The following is an 18,223-nucleotide window of genomic DNA, read 5'->3' as shown; positions in this document are numbered from 1 at the left end:
TACAAATAAGGTATTTCCCTGCCCCTTTTTATTAATAAATCGCAGATGGAGGTTATTATGGCTGATTCCAACGCAGATGCCAACCAGGAGGAGCAAATTTCGGAACTGAAAACCAAATTCCAAAAGGGGGTCATAAATCGCCGGGAATTTATCAGGATGCTGACCGCCCTGGGGATTTCGGTTTCTGCCGGAGGCATTTTTATGGATATGGCCTCGGCGGCGGAACAAGCCGGCAATTCAGGGACGCAGCCGGGCTACACGATCATATTTGATCCCGCCAGGTGTACCGGCTGCATGTCCTGCGCCATGGCATGCGCTGACAAGTACATGCAGCAAATCGCCCCCGAACAGGCCCGGCATACCATCAACCTGGAGTTTGCCCGGATACGGCCCATGCGCTTCCAGTTTGTGGATTTTGTCAATGTCTGCCAGTACTGCGAACTGATCAAATGGGCGGAAGGCACCGAGCAGCACCCGTGCGAGGCGGTTTGCCCGACCGGCGCCCTTCACCGGGTCAAAAAAGGAGAAGGCAAAGAAGGCTATACCGGCATGGGATATATGACCGTGGACCGTGGACTGTGTCTTGGCATCGACAATTGCGGGCGGTGCCTGGAAGTCTGCGAAGACCAGTTCGGAAGCGGCATATCCTTTGATCCCGTCGAGGGCAAGGCGCAGGTATGCACCCGCTGCGGCGGGGACCCGGAGTGCGTAAAAGCCTGTCCGGAAGATGCCCTGCAGTTTATTCCGGTACAGGTCAACGGCCGCTACTATGCCAACAGTCCGGACCATGCCGCTGAACTCCTGTATAAGAAAATGTTTAACAAGGAAAGGGCGTTATAATGAGTGTATATTACGGATTCACGGGAAAAATTGCCAGAATCGATCTTTCCGCCGGTTCGGTGACCACCGTCGAGCCGCCGGAAGAAGTATACCGAAAATACCTGGGCGGATGGGCCCTGGGTATGTATTACCTTTTCAAGGAGGGCCTTGCAGAACCGGATAAAGATCCGCTGGGGCCTGAAAACATGCTGCAGCTTCTTGTGGGTCCGGTTACCGGCATCGCCCCGAACCCGCGAACCGCCATTGTGACGAAAAGCCCGTACGGATTCAACTGTATTACCCTATGCGGCGGCCAGGGCGGCGCCAACCTGAAATTTGCCGGCTGGGACGGCATCCAGGTCGTGGGCAAATCGGATAAGCCCGTATATATCGCCGTAATAGACGATGATATCGAAATCCGGGATGCCACGGAATTCTGGGGCATGGGGACCGAAGAGTCAGAGATGGCGATGCGGAAAAGCGTGCTTGCCCCCATAGAGACCTCAGGCAGCACCCTCACAGAATCCGACCTGACGAAAAAATGGGCGAAGCTCAGGCCGCCCAAAAATCAGGGAATCGGCGGCAAACGGCTGGCCAGCACGTGGGTGATCGGACCGGCCGGAGAAAACAAAGTCTGGTTTGCCAACATGGTCACGGAAGGCGCCAGGGCTCACGGCCGTTACGGCTCCGGTGCGGTGGCCGGTGCGAAAAATTTGAAGGGCATTGTCGTCAGGGGCACCCGGGGCCAGAAATTCGCTGATAAAAAGAAATTTACACAGATCATGGCCAATATCCAAAAGCGCGAGAAGACCAGCCATTTCTGGCGAACCTACGGCACTGCCGGAATCAGCGCCAAGGAAAGCAATGTAATGGGCGGATACCCCATCCGGAACTGGCAGTGGGAATCCTGGGCGGATCCAAGAACCGTAAAGGCATTGTCCGGCCCCTTTGTGGACCAGCTAAGCTTTGTCCGCAAACAGGCCTGCCCGGGCTGCGCCCTGCATTGTCTCTATCCCGCCCGGATCAGCAGTGACGACGAGATGATGGATGAGACCATCACCGATATGCCGGATTGGGAAGCCATGGGCATGGTCGGCGGCAACATCGGCTACCTGGAAGCCGAAGGCACGGACCCGGGCGATCCCTATGGCGGCACCTTCAAGGATATGACGGAAAATGCGGCCAAAACCCAGTATACCACGTGGTTTTCTGACAATACCGGCATGGATTTTATTGAAGGCGGCGCATTGCTGGGCCTGCTCATGGAACTGCGGCAAAGGGATCTGATCGAACCCGCGGATCTGGACGGCATTGATATAAAATGGGGGGATTTAACATCCGTTAAAGCCGTTTTGGAAAAGACGGTTTCCGGGGACGGCATCGGAGCGGTTCTGGCCAAAGGCACCTATGAGACGGCCAGGTATCTCAGCCGCAAAAAGGAAAACGATGAGATCATGTACTACAGCATGACCGGCAAACGGTATGCACAGCCCGCCCACGGCGCCAGGAGCAACCATGACCGCAATGCCCTGGATTACGTCACTGTGGTCCGGCCCTGCGAACATACCGGCGGCGGCTCCAAGGCTTTTATGAAAGACCCGATCGACTATGAAGGGGCGGTAAACGGCCAGAATTTCAATGCCGCCGTCAATTCCATGGTCTATTGTCTTTTTGCCAGCGGCTTCTGGGGCGACGAAGGCAACGTGGAACTGGTCAAGGCGGTGACCGGCTGGAGCGATTTTGACAAAAAAGATTTTCTCAAAGTCGGCGAGCGGGCCTATGCCCTTTCCAGGCTCTTTAATCTCCGGTCCCAGAACATTAAAGATCCCAGAAAAGAATGGGACAGCCCGGACATGTTTCCCGCCCGATGGTTTAAAGAGCCCTTGCCCACCGGCCCATACAAGGGCAAAACCGCTTTCGGCGGCGACACTGCAAAGCTTTTTGACGAATGCCTGCCCCAGTACTGGGCGCAAAGAGGCTGGAGCCGGGACAAGGGCATCCCGGCGGAAGAAAAGCTAAAAGAGCTGGGCATCGCCGAAATCGCCGGGGATATCGCAGCCAGGCTCAGAAGCTAATGGAATCGGATTCCGTTTTAAAGCAGGAGCTATAAGGAATACCAATGGATCAGTCTTTGCCTGAGAAAATCAGGCTTTTGGAAGTATTAAAAAAAGAGGGGTTTGATGTTCCGGATTATGTCTATCTGACGGCCGAGGATTTCAAGAATGAAAACTTTGGCCGCCTGGATGAATTTTTCAGAAACAGCGCACAAGGCTTCAAGGTTATCGTCAGAAGCGCCCACCCGCTTGAATCCTTTTTTAAAAGCGGTACATTCGACTCTATTGAAATCAACGCGGACATCCCGGGCATCAAGTACGCGCGGAAGCGGATCATCGAGCTTGCCAATACCACAAAAAAGCTTCAAATCAAGCGGCAGCAGAAATTCAATAACTCTCCTGACATCGATCCCAATGACATGGGGGTCATTATCATGCCCTTTATCGAGGGCACAAAGGTTATGGCCAAAAAGATGGGACCGCGCTGGGAATTCGGGTATACAAACGAGTACGCCCATAAAATTTATTCCGAATCCTATATCACCGAGACCCCCCATGACATGAAACTGCTCCAGCTCTCGGAGGACATTCAGGAACGGCTCGGCTTTCCGTGCGAGATTGAATTCATCGTTTCCCGAAGCGACATTTATGTGGTCCAGGCAAAAGACATCTCAAAGGTAGAGCTTCTGGATGAAAACATCAGCCGGCGGAGCCTGAGACTGGACGGCATCCGCCGAATCCGCAAGCGAAGAAACTACCGGGAGCGGATCATCTATGTCATGGATCATAAATCTTTTTATCTGGAAATCATTGACCGGTGCGAAGATTTGCTTCACGGATGGGGCGGCGGGCAGCGCAGCATAGAGGACGTCCTGAAGGTCATTTCAGACTACGAGGCCGAACTGACGGAATTTGCGCTGAAACATGAGAGATTCGCCGTCCTGGGGCTTTCCATCAAAATCCCCAACGATCTTTTCCAAATCGCCAACCATTATCTGGATGATATGCCCGAACTCCAGAAACAATTGAGCGAAGCGCTCTATGAGAATCAGTACAAAATCGACTATTTTCTCTCCGAAGCCGATACCATTATCGCCAAGGACCGGATGCACCTGAAACTCTGCACGCACGATGCTTACGGGATCGACTCCGTGCGAAACCCCGTGTGGTTCGTGTACTGGAAATCTGAAAAACAGGATCAGATCGTAAAAGAGTTCAATCGCCTGGGCTTTAAAACCGGCGATATGATCTGCATTGATATCGACATGGATGAGAAACCCACGATTTATCGCATGTAAGGGCTTCAGCAGGCAAGGATGTTGGGTTTATTTTTTAAAAGAGGGTCGTAAGGAGGCGGCAATGCGGCTTAAAGACAAGACCATCGGCATTTTCGTGGGCCCCGGATTCGAGGACCTGGAATTCTGGGTGCCCTATATGCGAATGAAGGAAGAAGGGGCGAGCGTTAAAGTCATTGGCACCCGGGCGGGCGAGACCTATCCCAGCAAAAGCGGCGGATTAGAGGCCACCAGCGATGCGGATGCAAAAGGGGTTACGGCTGACGAATTTGATGCGCTGATCGTGCCGGGCGGCTGGGCGCCGGACAAGCTGCGGCGGGATCCGAATATCTTAAAGCTGATCCGGGCCATGAACAATGAGGGAAAAATCCTGGGCTTTATCTGTCATGCCGGCTGGGTGGCGGCGAGCGCCGGCATCTGCAAAGGCAAACAGGCCACCGGCAGCGTCGGTATCAAGGATGACATGGAAAACGCCGGCGCCACGTGGGTGGATGCATCCGCCTTTCGGGAGGACAATCTGGTGTGGGGCCGCGTGGTAGCCGATATTCCGGATTTCTGCCGGGAACTGGTGGCGGCGCTTTCGGGATAGATGACCTTCTCCCGGGGGAAGAAGGGATCAGCCGGTTACCTGTCGTATTTCGTGTACATCACGCCGATGGCATCCGGGCCGGCGTTGATGGTAATTGACGGGCCGAAATAGGCCTGATGGATCTCCCGGCAGTTAAAATTGTGCTGAAAAACCTCTTTCAGGCTTTTGACCACGCTCTTGTCCCGTCCGTGCACAATGGCCAGCGTAATGGGCTTTTTGCCGATATCCGTCTTGATCATATCAAGCATGGACAAAATCATGTTGGGCTGTTTGCCGAAGAGCTTCGTCTTTACCTCAAGCCTGCCATCCTCAAGCCCCAGAACCGGCTTGGCTCCTAATGTCAGGCCGAGCATGGATTTAAATCCGCCGATTTTTTTTCTTTTCCGCAGGTATTTGAGCGTGGGAATGGTGAGGTAGGAAGTGGTCTGCCTCAGCATGCGGTTGACCTCGTAGACCACGCTGCCGAATTCCATCCCCTTTTTAAACGCCTTGGCCGCCTCAACCACGGCCAGCCCGTAGCCCATGCTGCATGAACGGGAATCTATGATCTCCACCCGGCACTGGTGATTCTGGAACTCCTCCTGTACCTTGAGCGCATTTTTATAGTTATCGCTCAATTCACTGGAGCAATGAATAATCAGGATCTCGTCGTATGCTTAATTTTTTGTTTAGGTTTGCCACGGCAGGGCCTTCGGTGCTATTGTAAAATAATGTTTACAAATACCGCATAAACAGCATGGAGAGAAAAAATGACCTATCAGGAAATCCTTTTTGAAACCCAGGGACCGATCGGCGTGCTTACCTTAAACAGCCCGAAAACCATAAACGCCCTGTCCAAAAACCTGATCGAAGAGATGATTGATGCCTTGTCAAATGTGGCAGCAGACGAATCGGTGAAGGTCGTCATCATCCGGGCGGCGGGCAAGCATTTCTGTGCCGGGCACAACTTATCCGAAATGGTGGATTCAGGCGTGAAAGAGTATAAGACCATTTTTGATCAGTGCACCAAAATGATGCAGCTCATCCATGAAATCCCGCAGCCGGTGATTGCTCAAGTCCAGGGCATTGCCACGGCTGCCGGATGCCAGCTGGCGGCCTGGTGCGATCTGGTGGTGGCGAGCGAAGATGCCCGGTTTTCCACACCCGGAGTTAAAATCGGCCTTTTCTGCACCACCCCGATGGTTGCCATCTCAAGGGCCATTGGCCGCAAAATGGCCATGGAAATGCTTTTGACCGGCCGTGAATTTCCGGCGCAGGAGGCTAAGGAACTCGGCCTGGTCAATCGGGTGGTGCCATTGGAAGACTTGACCGCAGAAACGGATGCGCTGGCCCAAAAAATCAGCGAAGCAAGCCGCTTTGCGCTGAGTTTCGGCAAACAGGGCTTTTACACCCAGATGGACCAGACAGATGACAAAGCGCTTCATTTTGCCAAGCACACCATCGCATTAAACAACCTGGCGGAAGATGCGCAAATCGGCATCAAGGCGTTTCTGGAAAAGAAACCCAATGTAGAATGGAGGAATAGGTAGCAGACAGGGAGTTTTATATTATTTTGCTTCTGAAACTTAAGCTATAAAATAGGCAATAAGCGCATTAAGCAAACGGTTCAACAATTGAGAGGAGGTATAAAAATGCGAATTCAGCCCCGCCATGCAAACCGTTCCGGCATACGTCGATTTTTTACATTGCTCCTTGTAGCGGCAGCGGTTTTTTGTCTGGCCGGCTCGGGATGGGCGGCTGACAGATTTGTTGATAACGGCGACGGCACGGTCACTGACAATGGAACGGATCTGATGTGGTCCAAAGAGGCGTCCACCCTTAAAAAAGACCTGTCCCATGCGTGGACCTATGCGGAAAAATCAAATCTTGGGGGGCATACTGACTGGCGCCTGCCGACTAAGTCTGAACTGGAAAGCCTTGGCGATCCGTTTCCGTTCTCCGCGTTTGATATCAAAAGGGGCGAATACCTGACGTTAAGCAGTTATCAGCAGAAAAGCGGGGATGTATATGTGGCTAAAATGAATCCCATGAAAAAAAAGGTAGCCTTTGTTGAAGGGCCGGATCGATTCCCCTATTATATTTTGATCGTACGGGATAAATAAACAATTAGACACCAAATGAGGATCAGGAGGATTTTTCACGCATACAAGCGGAAGCAGTAGGGATCCGGGTCATTGAAAATATCGTTGCCAAAGCCATAGCCCACCGCCAGGCAGGCGCCGCAGACCGGCCGGATTTCACAGTCTTTGCAGGCGCTCGAACCGGCGCGATAGCGGCGGGCGAAATCCCCGTGATAGATGTCGTTTAAGGGCTTTTCATAGATATTGCCGATAAGCGAGGGCAGCTTTCGGCAGGCGTGGACTTCGCCGTCCGGCAGAAGGGAGACGAAGTTGAATGCCGCGCCACATCCGTGGCCCGTACAGCCCCCGCCGACCTGCTTTCCCTGCTGCCAGCAAAGCAGGTTAAAGAGGTTGTCCTTTAAGGACATGAATGGATGGGTTTGGGCGACTGAATAATAGCTTTTCAGAAATTCGGGGAAATCCGCCGGATCCACGGCAGCCAACTGTGCGCCCTGCCCCACGGGAGCGAGCCGGTTGAATGTGAAAAGCTCAGTCCGATCCTTTAAATGATCGGCAAGCTCAAGCACCTGGGCCATGTTATCCCGGGTAAGCGTCAGCATCACCATGCGGTAGACACCGAGAGCCCCCAGTTCTGCCAGAAACTTCAGTGTCCCGTCAAAATGGCCGTTTCCCCGTATATAGTCGTTGTGCGCTGTTGTCCCCTCGAGGCTGACCTGGTAAAATTCAAGTTTCTGAATATTCATCAGGCTTTCAATTCTCGCCCGCGGCATGGGATTGCCGAGGACGGCGGTCATAAACCCCCGGTCTGCCGCTTCGCCGTAAAGCCGGTCAAAATGCGGATAAAGCAATGGATTGCCGCCGGTAAAGGAAACCTGTCCGAACACATTATGCGTTGTGCAAAAATCATAGAGGTCATCCAATACCGCCAGGGCCTGGGTCAGGGTCATGTCACTTCGGTCACTTCGATCGTAGCAATGCCGGCAGTTTAAGTCGCAGGCCTGCGTGACGTGCCACTGCAGGGTGAAGGTGGGGGATGTAAAAACGTCGGGATCAGTTATCCGGCCTTTGGGGAAATCCGGCGGACGGCGGATGCGTGAAGGCGGAGCGAGCACCAGGCCGCGCTTTTCGGCAAAATAGAGGAGCTCGTCAATGGTACCCACCGAAACGCCGCCTTCAGCCGCCGCTGACCGGGAATCCATGTCCTCGGCCATTATTTTAAGGGCCAGGAGATCCCTGGCATCGGTCTCCCGAACCTGAACGTTTGATTTGCCTGGCTTTATCATTACCAGTACGTAAGTGGCGCCGGGATGGGGCGGGCGGGTGCGATCCGAAATAAAAGCCGGGAGGCCCGACCACGCCACCGGAATCAGCTCAAGCGCCGGGTTGACCTGCCGCTTATCTAAATGCTCCGGCATAGACGGCTGAGTTGAATGCAGCCGCCATTTTGCCTCCTCAATTTTTGCCAGATCAGGCAAAAATGGGTAAGGACCGCAGGCTTTCGGTTCATTTGTCAGAAGTCCGGACAGGGTTTGCCCGTCTTCAAGCCGTTTTTCAAGCTCCGGTACCAGATAAAGGCAAACCGGATAAGCTTCTCTGGGGCATCCTGCAAAAGACAGTTCCGGCATGGGTATTTCGCATCCAAATAAAAACTCCCTAAATCCCCCGGGAAAAGAGGGGATTTAGGGGTAAATTAGGTGTTGGTCGATTTTAAAGAAAAAGATACCCGGAAACCAATGATGGGGCCGATTCGGATCATGCATCCTGCATGTTTGATGTTATCCGCCTCACCCGCTTTTTCCGGATTTTTTCTCAACCGCTTCTTCTCTTCTTCTACAGCCTCTTTGGCCTTCTCTTCGGCCTTTTCCTGATCCGCCTCATGCTGCTCCATCTGCTGGTGTTTGTGCTGTTCCTCTTCTGCGCTACCTGCGCCGCCTCGGGAACCGCCTCACCCGCTGCCGCCTGTGTGTTTTTCATGGCGCTCGGTGCCGCCGGCACCTTCTTTGGCCCCTCAGCCGCTGCCGGCATGCGCCCCGGGCACAGAAATACCACCCATGCCGATCAAGCCGGCAATGCCCACACTGGCAAGGAGCTTTTTCAGATCCTTTTTGTCCATTTCTCCCTCCCCTTCACTTTTGGCTTAGTGTATTGAGAAAATCAATTTTGATTTTCCCTTGTATTGATTAAAACTATTCGCATTTTAATCGTTGTCAAAAAATATCTTGTGATCGACCGCCAGGCCTTTAAAAACTGGCATTACAAAAACGACCTCACGCACATCTGCTTCTTTTACAGACCCATCTTTCAATGGCTGGCAAGTGACTGGCAGGCCCGAATTGAATTTATTGGACATGACATTATATTGAGTTATAAACCCTGATGGGTTTGTCAGGTGCAGGCACTCTTTTGAATTAAAGTAATTGCTGCGCCGGAATTCAGCATTCTTACGAATGGTTAGAGTAAGATTAAGACGGATTAAGAAGGACTGAAACAGGTCAGGTTTTTATGCCCCCTCTTTTTGAAGAACTGGATTACCGAAAAACGGCTATGGGTGAGCTGATCCTCCGGAGACGCCAAATAATTTCCCTGGACGGACAGACAGTTTACGAGGTCAAGCTCGGAGATGAATATCTGATGTCGAGTCTTTTTCACGCCTCCGAGGTGGCGCTGGCAGAGATCGGGCTGGAAAAGATAGGCGGCAGCGGATGGGATATCGTTGTCGGGGGTCTGGGGCTTGGCTACACGGCTGCGGCAGCGCTTAAATTTGAGCAGGTCAGGCGCATGATCGTCATTGAAGCGCTGGCCCCGGTAATTGACTGGCACCGGCAGGGCCTCATACCCAACGCTGATTTTTTAAATAATGATCCGCGGTGCATATATTATGAGGCCGACTTTTTTGCCCTTGCCCGGGGGCCGGGGTTTGATCCGGATACCTCCGGCCATCAATTCGATGCCATTTTACTGGATATCGATCATACCCCGGATTATCTTTTAAACACCAGCCACGGCGACCTTTACACCGCTTCCGGCATGGCGCGTCTGAAATCATTTCTAAAACCCGGCGGCTTATTTGCCTTGTGGTCCAATGACCCGCCCGCTGATGCCTTTCTCGGGATCCTGGCAGGTGTTTTTGACCGCACCGAAGGCCATACCATAGAATTTGAAAACCCTATACAGGCGACAAAATCAGAAAACGGCATTTATTTGGCCTGGTCAGCTTGAAATAAAAAATTGCTTGACAAATAATATCTGTATTCTTTACACACTAAACATAATTGAGGATTATTTAAAAGAATGACAGCCAAGAGCATACATACAATAGAAATCTCCAACAACGGTGGCTGGTGGTGGTGGATTCAAATCAACGGGTCTGCCAACGGCTGTCTTTGATCTAAGCTAACATACTAAAAAGACTAAATAACTGAATAAACCGGGGGCGGACCAAGCCCCCGGTTTTTTTATTTTTAAAGGCCGTGGGGAAAAAGAAACTCCCAACGGCCTTTTTTGATGGCGAAGTAAATATTGGATTTCCGAGACGTTTTGACGGAGTTTCAGATTAAGATTAAGAGTAAGATTAAGACGATATAGACGATAAGGAGCAAATGATGGAACTGCAGCAGTTTCCGGACAAGAACAATTTCAAACAGCTCTACCAGGCTTACAATGTGGTGCCCATCTGCCGGGAGATATTGGCCGACCGGGACACACCGGTGTCGGTGCTTGAAAAAATCGACGACAAGACCGGGCCGGCCCTGCTTCTGGAAAGTGTGGAGGGCGGAGAGCGCTGGGGTCGGTTTAGCTTTTTAAGCACCTCCGCCCGAACCCATGTCAAAATATTCCGGGAGGTGGTGGAAATCCGGAAAAACGGCGGCACCGAAGAGATCGCGCACAAAAACGACCCGTTTGCCATTCTCCGCCAATTCATGGCCCGCTATAAGCCGGCAAATATCGCCGGCCTGCCCCGGTTCTGGGGCGGGCTGGTGGGTTATCTCACCTATGAAGCGGTCTCCTTTTTCGAGGAAATCCCCAACCAGTGGCCGGCGGACAAGCCCCTGGCGCATTTTGTGATGCCGGATGAGGTGCTGATTTTTGACAATGTCCGCAATACCCTGCAGATTATCGCGATTGCCTTTACCGCGGACGAGGCGGATGCCGAAAAAGCTTATGCGCAGACGATCGGGCGGATTGACCGGCTGGATCAGGCGATTTCAAAGCCTTATACGGATTTGCCGTCGCCGGCCGGTCAGACCCCATTGGATTTAAAGCCGGTTTATACGGAGGCGGAATTCCGGTCTAAGGTGGAAAAAATCATCCAATACATTACCGCCGGCGAGGTCATCCAGACCGTGGTCTCCCAGCCCTTTGTGTCAGCGGCGCCGGCGGATCTTATGTCGCTATACCGGGTCCAGCGCTACATCAACCCCTCCCCTTACCTGTTTTTTCTAAAACTCGATCATATGGCCCTTGTCGGGTCCTCACCCGAGACCATGGTGCGCCTTGAAAACGGCGTGGCCACGCTTCGCCCGATTGCCGGCACGCGCCAGCGCGGAAAAACCGAACAGGCGGACCGGGCCCTGGCAGACGAACTTTTAAAAGATGAAAAAGAGCGGGCCGAGCATCTGATGCTCGTTGACCTCGGAAGAAATGACCTGGGCCGGGTGGCGGAAACCGGCACCGTCCAGGTCACGGATTTGATGTTTATCGAGCGCTATTCCCATGTGATGCACATGGTCTCCAATATCACTTGTGACCTTAGGCCGGAATACGATGCCTGGGATCTGCTGGCCGCCAGTTTCCCGGCCGGTACCCTCTCCGGCGCGCCGAAAGTGCGGGCAATGGAGATTATCTCGGAAATGGAGGCATACCCGCGCGGCCCCTATGGCGGGGCGGTGGGCTACATCTCCTTTTCCGGAAACATGGATCTGGCCATCACCATCCGAACGGCCTGCATCGAAGACGACAAGCTCACGGTTAATGCCGGCGCGGGCATTGTTTATGATTCAGATCCGGAAAAAGAACGCGTTGAGACGGTAAACAAGGCCATGGCCATCCAGCGGGCCCTTGAACTCATCAACCGGCACAATCAAACAGGAGAGAACCGATGATTGTCATGATCGACAACTATGATTCATTTACCTATAACCTGGTGCAGTACCTGCGCCAGCTGGATGCGGAGGTCCGGGTGCACCGAAATGATCGGTTTGCCCTGGCGGATCTGGATGCCGATTCAATTGACGGGATAGTGATCTCGCCGGGCCCCGGGGTTCCCGAGGCCGCCGGGCTTTCCATCCCGGTAATCCGCGAATTTTCCGGAAAAGTGCCGATTTTAGGGGTCTGCCTGGGGCACCAGGCCATTGCCGCGGCATTCGGCGGGAAAATCATTTCCGCCCGGCGGATCATGCACGGCAAGACATCAACCATCACAGCCGACGGCAGCGGCTTGTTCAAAAACATCAATAAGCCCTTTACCGCCATGCGCTATCATTCCCTGGCCGTCTCGCGGTCCGATCTCCCGGATTGTCTGGAAGTCACCGCCGAATCCGAGGACGGCGAAATCATGGGGCTTCGCCACCGGGAGCACTTAACCGAAGGCATCCAGTTTCACCCGGAATCGATCATGACCACCATCGGCAAACGGATTCTCAGAAACTTTGTCAATATGTCCCATGAATTCGCATAAGGAGGAGAAGACCCGTCATGTTCACTGAAAAATTAAGAAAAATTACCCGGCAGGAGGATCTGGACGCGTCTGAAACCGCGCAGATAATTAATGAAATCTTTTCCGGCAGTCTCACCGACGCCCAGATCGGCGCTTTTATGGCCGCCCTTGCCACCAAGGGCGAGACATACGAGGAACTGGCCGGGGCGGCCACTGCCATGCGGAGAAAAGCGATTCGGATCGAAACACCGGCCTCAACCATTGTGGATACATGCGGCACGGGCGGTGACGGTGCCAAGACATTTAACATTTCAACCACCACGGCATTCGTGGTGGCGGGCTGCGGGGTCACGGTGGCCAAGCACGGCAACCGGTCTATCTCAAGCCAGTGCGGAAGCGCGGATCTTTTGGAAGTTCTGGGCATGAACCTGGATCTTGATCCGGAGCTTGTTGAAGAGGCGGTCACGGACATCGGCATTGGATTTCTTTTTGCACCCAAGTATCACGGGGCCATGCGCTACGCCGCCACCGCCAGAAAGGAGGTGGCGATCCGCAGCATTTTTAACATGCTGGGCCCGCTCACCAACCCGGCGGCGGCCAACTGCCAAATTCTGGGGGTTTACGCGCCGGAGCTCACGGAAATGTTTGCCCGGGCCATGCAAAAACTCGGATCCAGGCGGGTCTTCGTGGTTCACGGCCATGACGGGTTGGATGAAATCTCCGTATGCGCGCCAACCCGGATTTCCGAGTTAAATGACGGCCGCATCCAGACCTATGACATCTCACCGGAGCAGTTTTTCAGGGAGCCGGCGGAACCTGAAGCGCTTGCCGGCGGGGACCCGGCAGAAAATGCGGATATCACGCTAAAAATTTTGGGCGGCGAAAAGGGACCTTGCCGGGATGTGGTGCTTATAAACGCGGCAGCCGCACTGGTGGCGGCCGGCAAGGCGGAAAAACTTTCTGACGGGATTACGGTTGCGGAACACGCCATTGATTCAGGTGCAGCCCGGGATAAGCTTGACGCGCTGATCGCATTTACCCGGGAGAACACCTGATGCACGAGGATTTTCTAAAAAAGGTCTTTGAACAGAAAAAGGCCGATATCCAGGCGGCCAGAAAAACCCGGACCGAAGAAAGCTTAAGACGGGAGGCGGAAGCCCGACAAGACCGGCGCCCGTTTATTGACCGGCTTAAGCCCGGCTCTGCCGGAGATGTGCATATTATCGCTGAAGTCAAGCGGGCCTCGCCGTCTAAAGGCGATATCCGGTCGGACCTTGACGCCGCACTGCTGGCGGCAGCCTACGAGCGCGGCGGAGCGGCGGCCGTTTCGGTTTTAACGGAATCCCGCTGGTTTAAGGGCAGCATCGCGGATCTTCAGGCGGCACGGGCGGCCGTAAGTCTCCCGGTGCTGCGGAAGGATTTTATATTTGAGCCCTATCAAATTTATGAATCCGCTGCTGCCGGCGCGGATGCGGTGCTTTTGATTGTTGCGCTCCTGGGACCGGCACAGCTTGATGAATATCTTGAAATCTGCGAATCCGCTGGCGTGGATGCCCTGGTGGAAATCCACAGCCCCAGGGATCTGGAAATGGTTGTCGAGAGCCGCGCCCGGTTGATCGGGATCAATAACCGGAATCTAAGGACGCTTGAGACGGATATCCAAATCGCCATTAATGCGGCTGCGGGGCTGGCGCCGGGCCAGATACCGGTGGCGGCCAGCGGCATCCGGACAAGGGGTGATATTGAAAAAAATATGGCCTGCGGGATCTGCAATTTTCTGATCGGCGAACATTTGGTAAGGGCGGATGATCCGGAGGCGTTTTTGCGGGAGCTGACCGCCCCGCCCAATCCCTCCCCACTGCGTGGAGAGAGGTAAACCCAGCCTAAAGTCCTTACCCCTCCCCCGGCACGGGGGAGGGATTGGGTGGGGGGTGGCGCATAATGGGCTGCTTTCGAGTAAAATTAAAATTAAGAGCAAGACGAAAAAAAGATGAATAAAGCGGACAATATTTGCGGAATAAAAATTTGCGGAATAACCGAGCCGGAGACGGCGGCTGAAATTGCCAAACTAGGGGTTCAGGCGATCGGGCTGGTATTTTTCCCCAAAAGCCGGCGATGTGTTACGCCGGATCAGGCGCTTGAAATCAGCCGGGCGCTTCCGGAGAGAATACAAACGATTGGCATATTTGTGAATGAAACAGCGGATACGATTGCAAAAACCGCCGGGCAAAGCGGGCTCACCGGCGTACAACTCCACGGCCAGGAGCCGCCGGAAGTGGTGGAGAAATTGAAAAACAAGGGGCTAATGGTGATCAAGGCGCTTTATACAAAAGGCAGCCCCTCAATTGCCGAAGCGGACCAATATGCCGCGGATGCGTATTTAATCGAGTGCGCCCAAGGCAAATTGCCGGGCGGCAACGCTATGGCCTGGAACTGGCGCGAGGCGAACGGTTTCGGGGACAATCACCCGTTTATCCTGGCCGGCGGCTTGAACCCGGAAAACGTTGCTTCTGCCATTTGCAACGCCAAACCGCATGCCGTGGATGTGAGCTCAGGTGTGGAAGCCGGCCCGGGCAAAAAAGACATGGCAAAAGTTCGGGCATTTATTCACGCCGTACAAAAATACAACTGCCAATACCCCATAAGGAGGATTTTCAATGCAGATGGGCGATAAATACGAAGAAAAATATGAAACCGGCCGGTTTCCCGATCCTAACGGCCATTTCGGCCCCTATGGGGGCAGATATGTGGCTGAAACTTTGATGCCGGCCCTAATCGAGTTAGAAGACGCATTCCGCCGGTTTGTTCCGGATCCCGCGTTTCAGGCCGAATTCAAGGAACTGCTGAAAAACTACACCGGCCGGCCCACCCCGCTTTTTTATGCGGAGCGATTGAGCCGGCATTTAAACGGGGCGAAAATCTATCTAAAGCGCGAAGACCTCACCCACACCGGCGCCCACAAAATCAACAACACCCTGGGCCAGACCCTTTTGGCGCGGTGGATGGGCAAACAAAAGATCATCGCAGAGACCGGGGCCGGCCAGCACGGGGTGGCCACCGCCACCACCGCGGCCTATTTCGGTATGGACTGCAAGATCTTCATGGGGGTTGAAGACATTGAGCGGCAGGCGCCGAATGTCAAGCGCATGAAACTTTTAGGCGCCGAGGTGGTGCCCGTTGATTCCGGCACCGGCACCTTGAAGGATGCCATGAACGAGGCCATCCGCTACTGGGTATCGGAGGTCCGGGACACCTATTATGTGATCGGCTCGGTGGCCGGCCCGCACCCCTACCCCGAGATGGTCCGAGAGTTCCAAAAGGTTATCGGCGAAGAGTCCAGGCAGCAGATGCTTGAGGAAACCGGCCGCCTGCCGAATCTGTTGGTGGCCTGCGTGGGCGGGGGCAGTAATGCCATGGGGCTTTTTTATCCGTTTTTAAATGATGCTTCGGTGGAGATGCTCGGCGCGGAAGCCGCCGGTACGGGCATTGCCAGTGGCAAGCATGCCGCCACCCTTTGCGCCGGAAACCTCGGGGTGCTGCACGGCGCCAAGTCCTATCTCTTGCAGGATGAATACGGACAGATCAAGGAAGCCCATTCCGTCTCAGCCGGCCTTGATTATCCGGGGGTCGGCCCGGAGCATGCCCTTTTAAAGGATTTCAAACGGGTTTGCTATGTTGCGGTGGAAGATGATGAGGCCCTTGCGGCATTTCATTTATTATGCAAAAAAGAGGGCATCATTCCGGCGCTGGAAAGTTCCCATGCCCTGGCCGCGGCCATGCAGGCAGCCCAAAACCGGGCGCCCGGGGATATCATCCTCGTAAACCTCTCCGGCCGGGGGGATAAGGATCTGGGGATTGTCACCGATCCGTCTTAATCTTGATCTTGCTCTTAATCTTAATCGAATGGCTATGGCATGTATCATTTGTTGATTTAAATGAAAAACGATTAAAAATTAATCAATTGCAGTTAACTGTCATTTCGAGCGGCAGCGAGAAATCTTTAAATTAAGATTCCTCGTCGCTTGCGCTCCTCGGAATGACCGGGAGGACACTTCGTTTATGAATCGTATTCAAAACAAATTCAATGAACTAAAAGAAAACCACCAAACCGCCCTCGTCGGCTTTGTCACAGCCGGGGACCCGGACATCAAAACCTCGCAGACGATCATCAAAGCCATGTGCGACAGCGGGGTGGATATTCTGGAACTGGGCGTTCCCTTTTCCGATCCCACGGCGGACGGGCCGGTGATCCAGCGCTCCTCCACAAGGGCATTAAAAGCGGGCGTCCACTTAAAAGACGTCCTGGAAATGACTCGGGAGCTGCGGAAGACCAATGCCGTGCCGGTCATCCTGTTCAGCTACTACAACCCCATTATGGCCTACGGAATTGATGAATTTTACCGGGATGCCCTGGAAGCCGGGGCGGACGGTCTGCTGGTGGTGGATCTGCCCTCTGAAGAGGCGGATGAACTGATCGGCCAATGGAAACCCGAAGAATTTGCCTTTATCCGCCTGGTGGCGCCCACTACACCCAAGGCGCGCATGGCCATGATCACCCGGAACGCCTCGGGATTTTTATACCTGGTATCCAAAACCGGGGTAACCGGCAGCGACGGCCTGGATACCACGAATATCCGCGTTCATACGGACACGCTGCGCTCGGTCACGGATCTGCCCATATGCGTAGGCTTTGGGATTTCCACGCCGGAGGATGTGCGCGCCATATCCGATTTTGCCGACGGCGTAGTGATCGGCAGCGCATTTGAACGCATGATCGAAGAAAACCTGAACAGCCCGGATCTGCCGGTAATGATCGGGAAGATGACCGCGGAATTTAAGGCAGCGACGATAAAGCTTTAATGCCCGCCCTGATTATGAGCTTTTCCTGACGCTGCCATTGTGTTTCTCCCTCCTTTGTAAAAGGAGGGTTGGGGAGGATTTTATGACGCAGGGAGTAAATCCCCCTAAATCCCCCTTTTAAAGGGGGACTTAAAGGATAACTATCTCATTCTTATTTTAATCCTTAAATGAATAGGAGGAGTTTTGCTACGAATCCGGACCGGTATGGCTGTTTTGGTAATTGTTATATGCATGTTATGTGTGCCCGGCAACGTTGCCGCAGAATCGGAATCCGCGGCTTTATCCGAAATGGAAACCTGCAAGCTGGGTTTTGATGAAATCATGAGGGATGTGGTGGGAAAAGTGGAAACCTATCCCAAGTACACCACCCAGCTCTTAAACATTGCCAACCGGAACTCGCAAGCCACGCGGGCGCGCTACGTGGGCCAGATGTCGGATCTGATTCAGGAGTTCCCCGGTGATACGTATGACGGATGGGTGAAATGGTATTTGGAAAAACACCCGGATGCCATAGAAACCGCAACCGATAAGACCTATGCAATGATCAAAAAGATGCGGGCCGCCATGGCGGAAATCGACCGGGAAATGGTGCATCAATGGATTAGAGAGCTGGTGCTCGCCAAAACATATACCGGCATTCGGTTCCAAAAAAGCATCCTAAAGGAGCTGGCAGAAGATACGAATGACACCTGGCGCCTGGCCGAGCCTGCCGAGGAATCCCGGGGGATTGACGGCTATATCGGGACAAAGCCGGTCTCCATTAAGCCTGTCTCCTATATCACCAAACCGGAACTGCAGGATGGTATCGAGGCGGAAATCATTTTTTATAAAAAGGTCCGCGGCGGGATACGGATTTATTATTAACCCAT

18 protein-coding genes and 1 pseudogene are annotated in these 18,223 nt (G+C 53.5%); 15 read left to right on the top strand and 4 right to left on the bottom strand.

Going from position 1 to position 18,223, the window contains the following annotated elements:
* The first annotated feature begins 57 nt into the window (after positions 1-57).
* The 4 genes from U5L07_13335 to U5L07_13320 all read left to right on the top strand — a co-directional run bounded on the left by U5L07_13335 (position 58) and on the right by U5L07_13320 (position 4,757).
* Positions 58-840, top strand: a complete 783-nt coding sequence (locus U5L07_13335; GenBank protein ID MDZ7832731.1) for a 4Fe-4S dicluster domain-containing protein — start codon at positions 58-60, stop codon at positions 838-840.
* Positions 840-2,894 carry an aldehyde ferredoxin oxidoreductase C-terminal domain-containing protein gene (locus U5L07_13330; GenBank protein ID MDZ7832730.1) on the top strand — a complete coding sequence of 685 codons (2,055 nt, stop codon included), beginning with the start codon at positions 840-842 and terminating at the stop codon, positions 2,892-2,894. The genes U5L07_13335 and U5L07_13330 overlap by 1 nt, the downstream gene beginning before the upstream one ends.
* Positions 2,895-2,938: 44 nt before the next feature.
* Positions 2,939-4,171 carry a hypothetical protein gene (locus U5L07_13325; protein ID MDZ7832729.1) on the top strand — a complete coding sequence of 411 codons (1,233 nt, stop codon included), beginning with the start codon at positions 2,939-2,941 and terminating at the stop codon, positions 4,169-4,171.
* Positions 4,172-4,232: 61 nt separating this feature from the next.
* Positions 4,233-4,757, top strand: coding sequence for a type 1 glutamine amidotransferase domain-containing protein (locus U5L07_13320; protein ID MDZ7832728.1), 525 nt, complete (start codon positions 4,233-4,235; stop codon positions 4,755-4,757).
* A gap of 35 nt (positions 4,758-4,792) precedes the next feature.
* Here the strand turns inward: U5L07_13320 and U5L07_13315 are convergent, their stop codons facing one another.
* Positions 4,793-5,398: a DegV family protein gene (locus U5L07_13315; protein ID MDZ7832727.1), complete on the bottom strand. Its 606-nt coding sequence runs from the start codon at positions 5,396-5,398 to the stop codon at positions 4,793-4,795.
* 108 nt (positions 5,399-5,506) lie between these two features.
* On the opposite strand from U5L07_13315, the gene U5L07_13310 reads away from it, so the two are divergent.
* Together U5L07_13310 and U5L07_13305 are read left to right on the top strand one after the other, a co-directional pair.
* Complete coding sequence (locus tag U5L07_13310; GenBank protein ID MDZ7832726.1) at positions 5,507-6,286, top strand: enoyl-CoA hydratase; 780 nt, start codon at positions 5,507-5,509, stop codon at positions 6,284-6,286.
* A gap of 102 nt (positions 6,287-6,388) precedes the next feature.
* Positions 6,389-6,859: a DUF1566 domain-containing protein gene (locus U5L07_13305; protein MDZ7832725.1), complete on the top strand. Its 471-nt coding sequence runs from the start codon at positions 6,389-6,391 to the stop codon at positions 6,857-6,859.
* Between the two features lie 35 nt (positions 6,860-6,894).
* Here U5L07_13305 and sbtM read toward each other — a convergent pair whose 3' ends face one another.
* The 3 genes and pseudogenes from sbtM to sbtA all read right to left on the bottom strand — a co-directional run bounded on the left by sbtM (position 6,895) and on the right by sbtA (position 8,951).
* Positions 6,895-8,463 carry a thio(seleno)oxazole modification radical SAM maturase SbtM gene (gene sbtM / locus U5L07_13300; protein ID MDZ7832724.1) on the bottom strand — a complete coding sequence of 523 codons (1,569 nt, stop codon included), beginning with the start codon at positions 8,461-8,463 and terminating at the stop codon, positions 6,895-6,897.
* Positions 8,464-8,528: 65 nt separating this feature from the next.
* Positions 8,529-8,726, bottom strand: a complete 198-nt coding sequence (locus tag U5L07_13295; protein ID MDZ7832723.1) for a hypothetical protein — start codon at positions 8,724-8,726, stop codon at positions 8,529-8,531.
* Positions 8,727-8,786: 60 nt separating this feature from the next.
* Positions 8,787-8,951 (bottom strand): annotated as a pseudogene (sbtA, locus tag U5L07_13290) (SbtA family thio(seleno)oxazole RiPP natural product precursor).
* A gap of 389 nt (positions 8,952-9,340) precedes the next feature.
* Here sbtA and U5L07_13285 point away from each other — a divergent pair.
* The 9 genes from U5L07_13285 to U5L07_13245 all read left to right on the top strand — a co-directional run bounded on the left by U5L07_13285 (position 9,341) and on the right by U5L07_13245 (position 18,218).
* Positions 9,341-10,057 (top strand): spermidine synthase, encoded by a 717-nt coding sequence (locus U5L07_13285; GenBank protein MDZ7832722.1) that lies wholly within the window; start codon positions 9,341-9,343, stop codon positions 10,055-10,057.
* Positions 10,058-10,440: 383 nt separating this feature from the next.
* The gene (locus U5L07_13280) at positions 10,441-11,940 is read left to right on the top strand and encodes an anthranilate synthase component I family protein (GenBank protein ID MDZ7832721.1); all 1,500 of its coding nucleotides are present in this window, start codon (positions 10,441-10,443) and stop codon (positions 11,938-11,940) included.
* Positions 11,937-12,515: an aminodeoxychorismate/anthranilate synthase component II gene (locus U5L07_13275; GenBank protein ID MDZ7832720.1), complete on the top strand. Its 579-nt coding sequence runs from the start codon at positions 11,937-11,939 to the stop codon at positions 12,513-12,515. Before U5L07_13280 ends, U5L07_13275 begins: the two co-directional genes overlap by 4 nt.
* A gap of 17 nt (positions 12,516-12,532) precedes the next feature.
* Positions 12,533-13,549: an anthranilate phosphoribosyltransferase gene (gene trpD / locus U5L07_13270; protein MDZ7832719.1), complete on the top strand. Its 1,017-nt coding sequence runs from the start codon at positions 12,533-12,535 to the stop codon at positions 13,547-13,549.
* Positions 13,549-14,370: an indole-3-glycerol phosphate synthase TrpC gene (gene trpC / locus U5L07_13265; protein MDZ7832718.1), complete on the top strand. Its 822-nt coding sequence runs from the start codon at positions 13,549-13,551 to the stop codon at positions 14,368-14,370. The genes trpD and trpC overlap by 1 nt, the downstream gene beginning before the upstream one ends.
* A gap of 114 nt (positions 14,371-14,484) precedes the next feature.
* Complete coding sequence (locus U5L07_13260; GenBank protein ID MDZ7832717.1) at positions 14,485-15,168, top strand: phosphoribosylanthranilate isomerase; 684 nt, start codon at positions 14,485-14,487, stop codon at positions 15,166-15,168.
* Entirely contained in the window at positions 15,152-16,369 is a 1,218-nt protein-coding gene (gene trpB, locus U5L07_13255) for a tryptophan synthase subunit beta (protein MDZ7832716.1), read from the top strand. The genes U5L07_13260 and trpB overlap by 17 nt, the downstream gene beginning before the upstream one ends.
* 184 nt (positions 16,370-16,553) lie before the next feature.
* Positions 16,554-17,354 carry a tryptophan synthase subunit alpha gene (gene trpA, locus U5L07_13250; GenBank protein ID MDZ7832715.1) on the top strand — a complete coding sequence of 267 codons (801 nt, stop codon included), beginning with the start codon at positions 16,554-16,556 and terminating at the stop codon, positions 17,352-17,354.
* A gap of 183 nt (positions 17,355-17,537) precedes the next feature.
* Positions 17,538-18,218: an MjaI family restriction endonuclease gene (locus tag U5L07_13245; GenBank protein ID MDZ7832714.1), complete on the top strand. Its 681-nt coding sequence runs from the start codon at positions 17,538-17,540 to the stop codon at positions 18,216-18,218.
* Positions 18,219-18,223: the final 5 nt, after the last annotated feature.

This window comes from Desulfobacterales bacterium (assembly GCA_034520365.1).
Taxonomy (GTDB): domain Bacteria; phylum Desulfobacterota; class Desulfobacteria; order Desulfobacterales; family Desulfosalsimonadaceae; genus M55B175.
The sequence above is the reverse complement of the archived record's forward strand: the minus strand, read 5'-3'. Positions and strand labels throughout refer to the sequence as shown.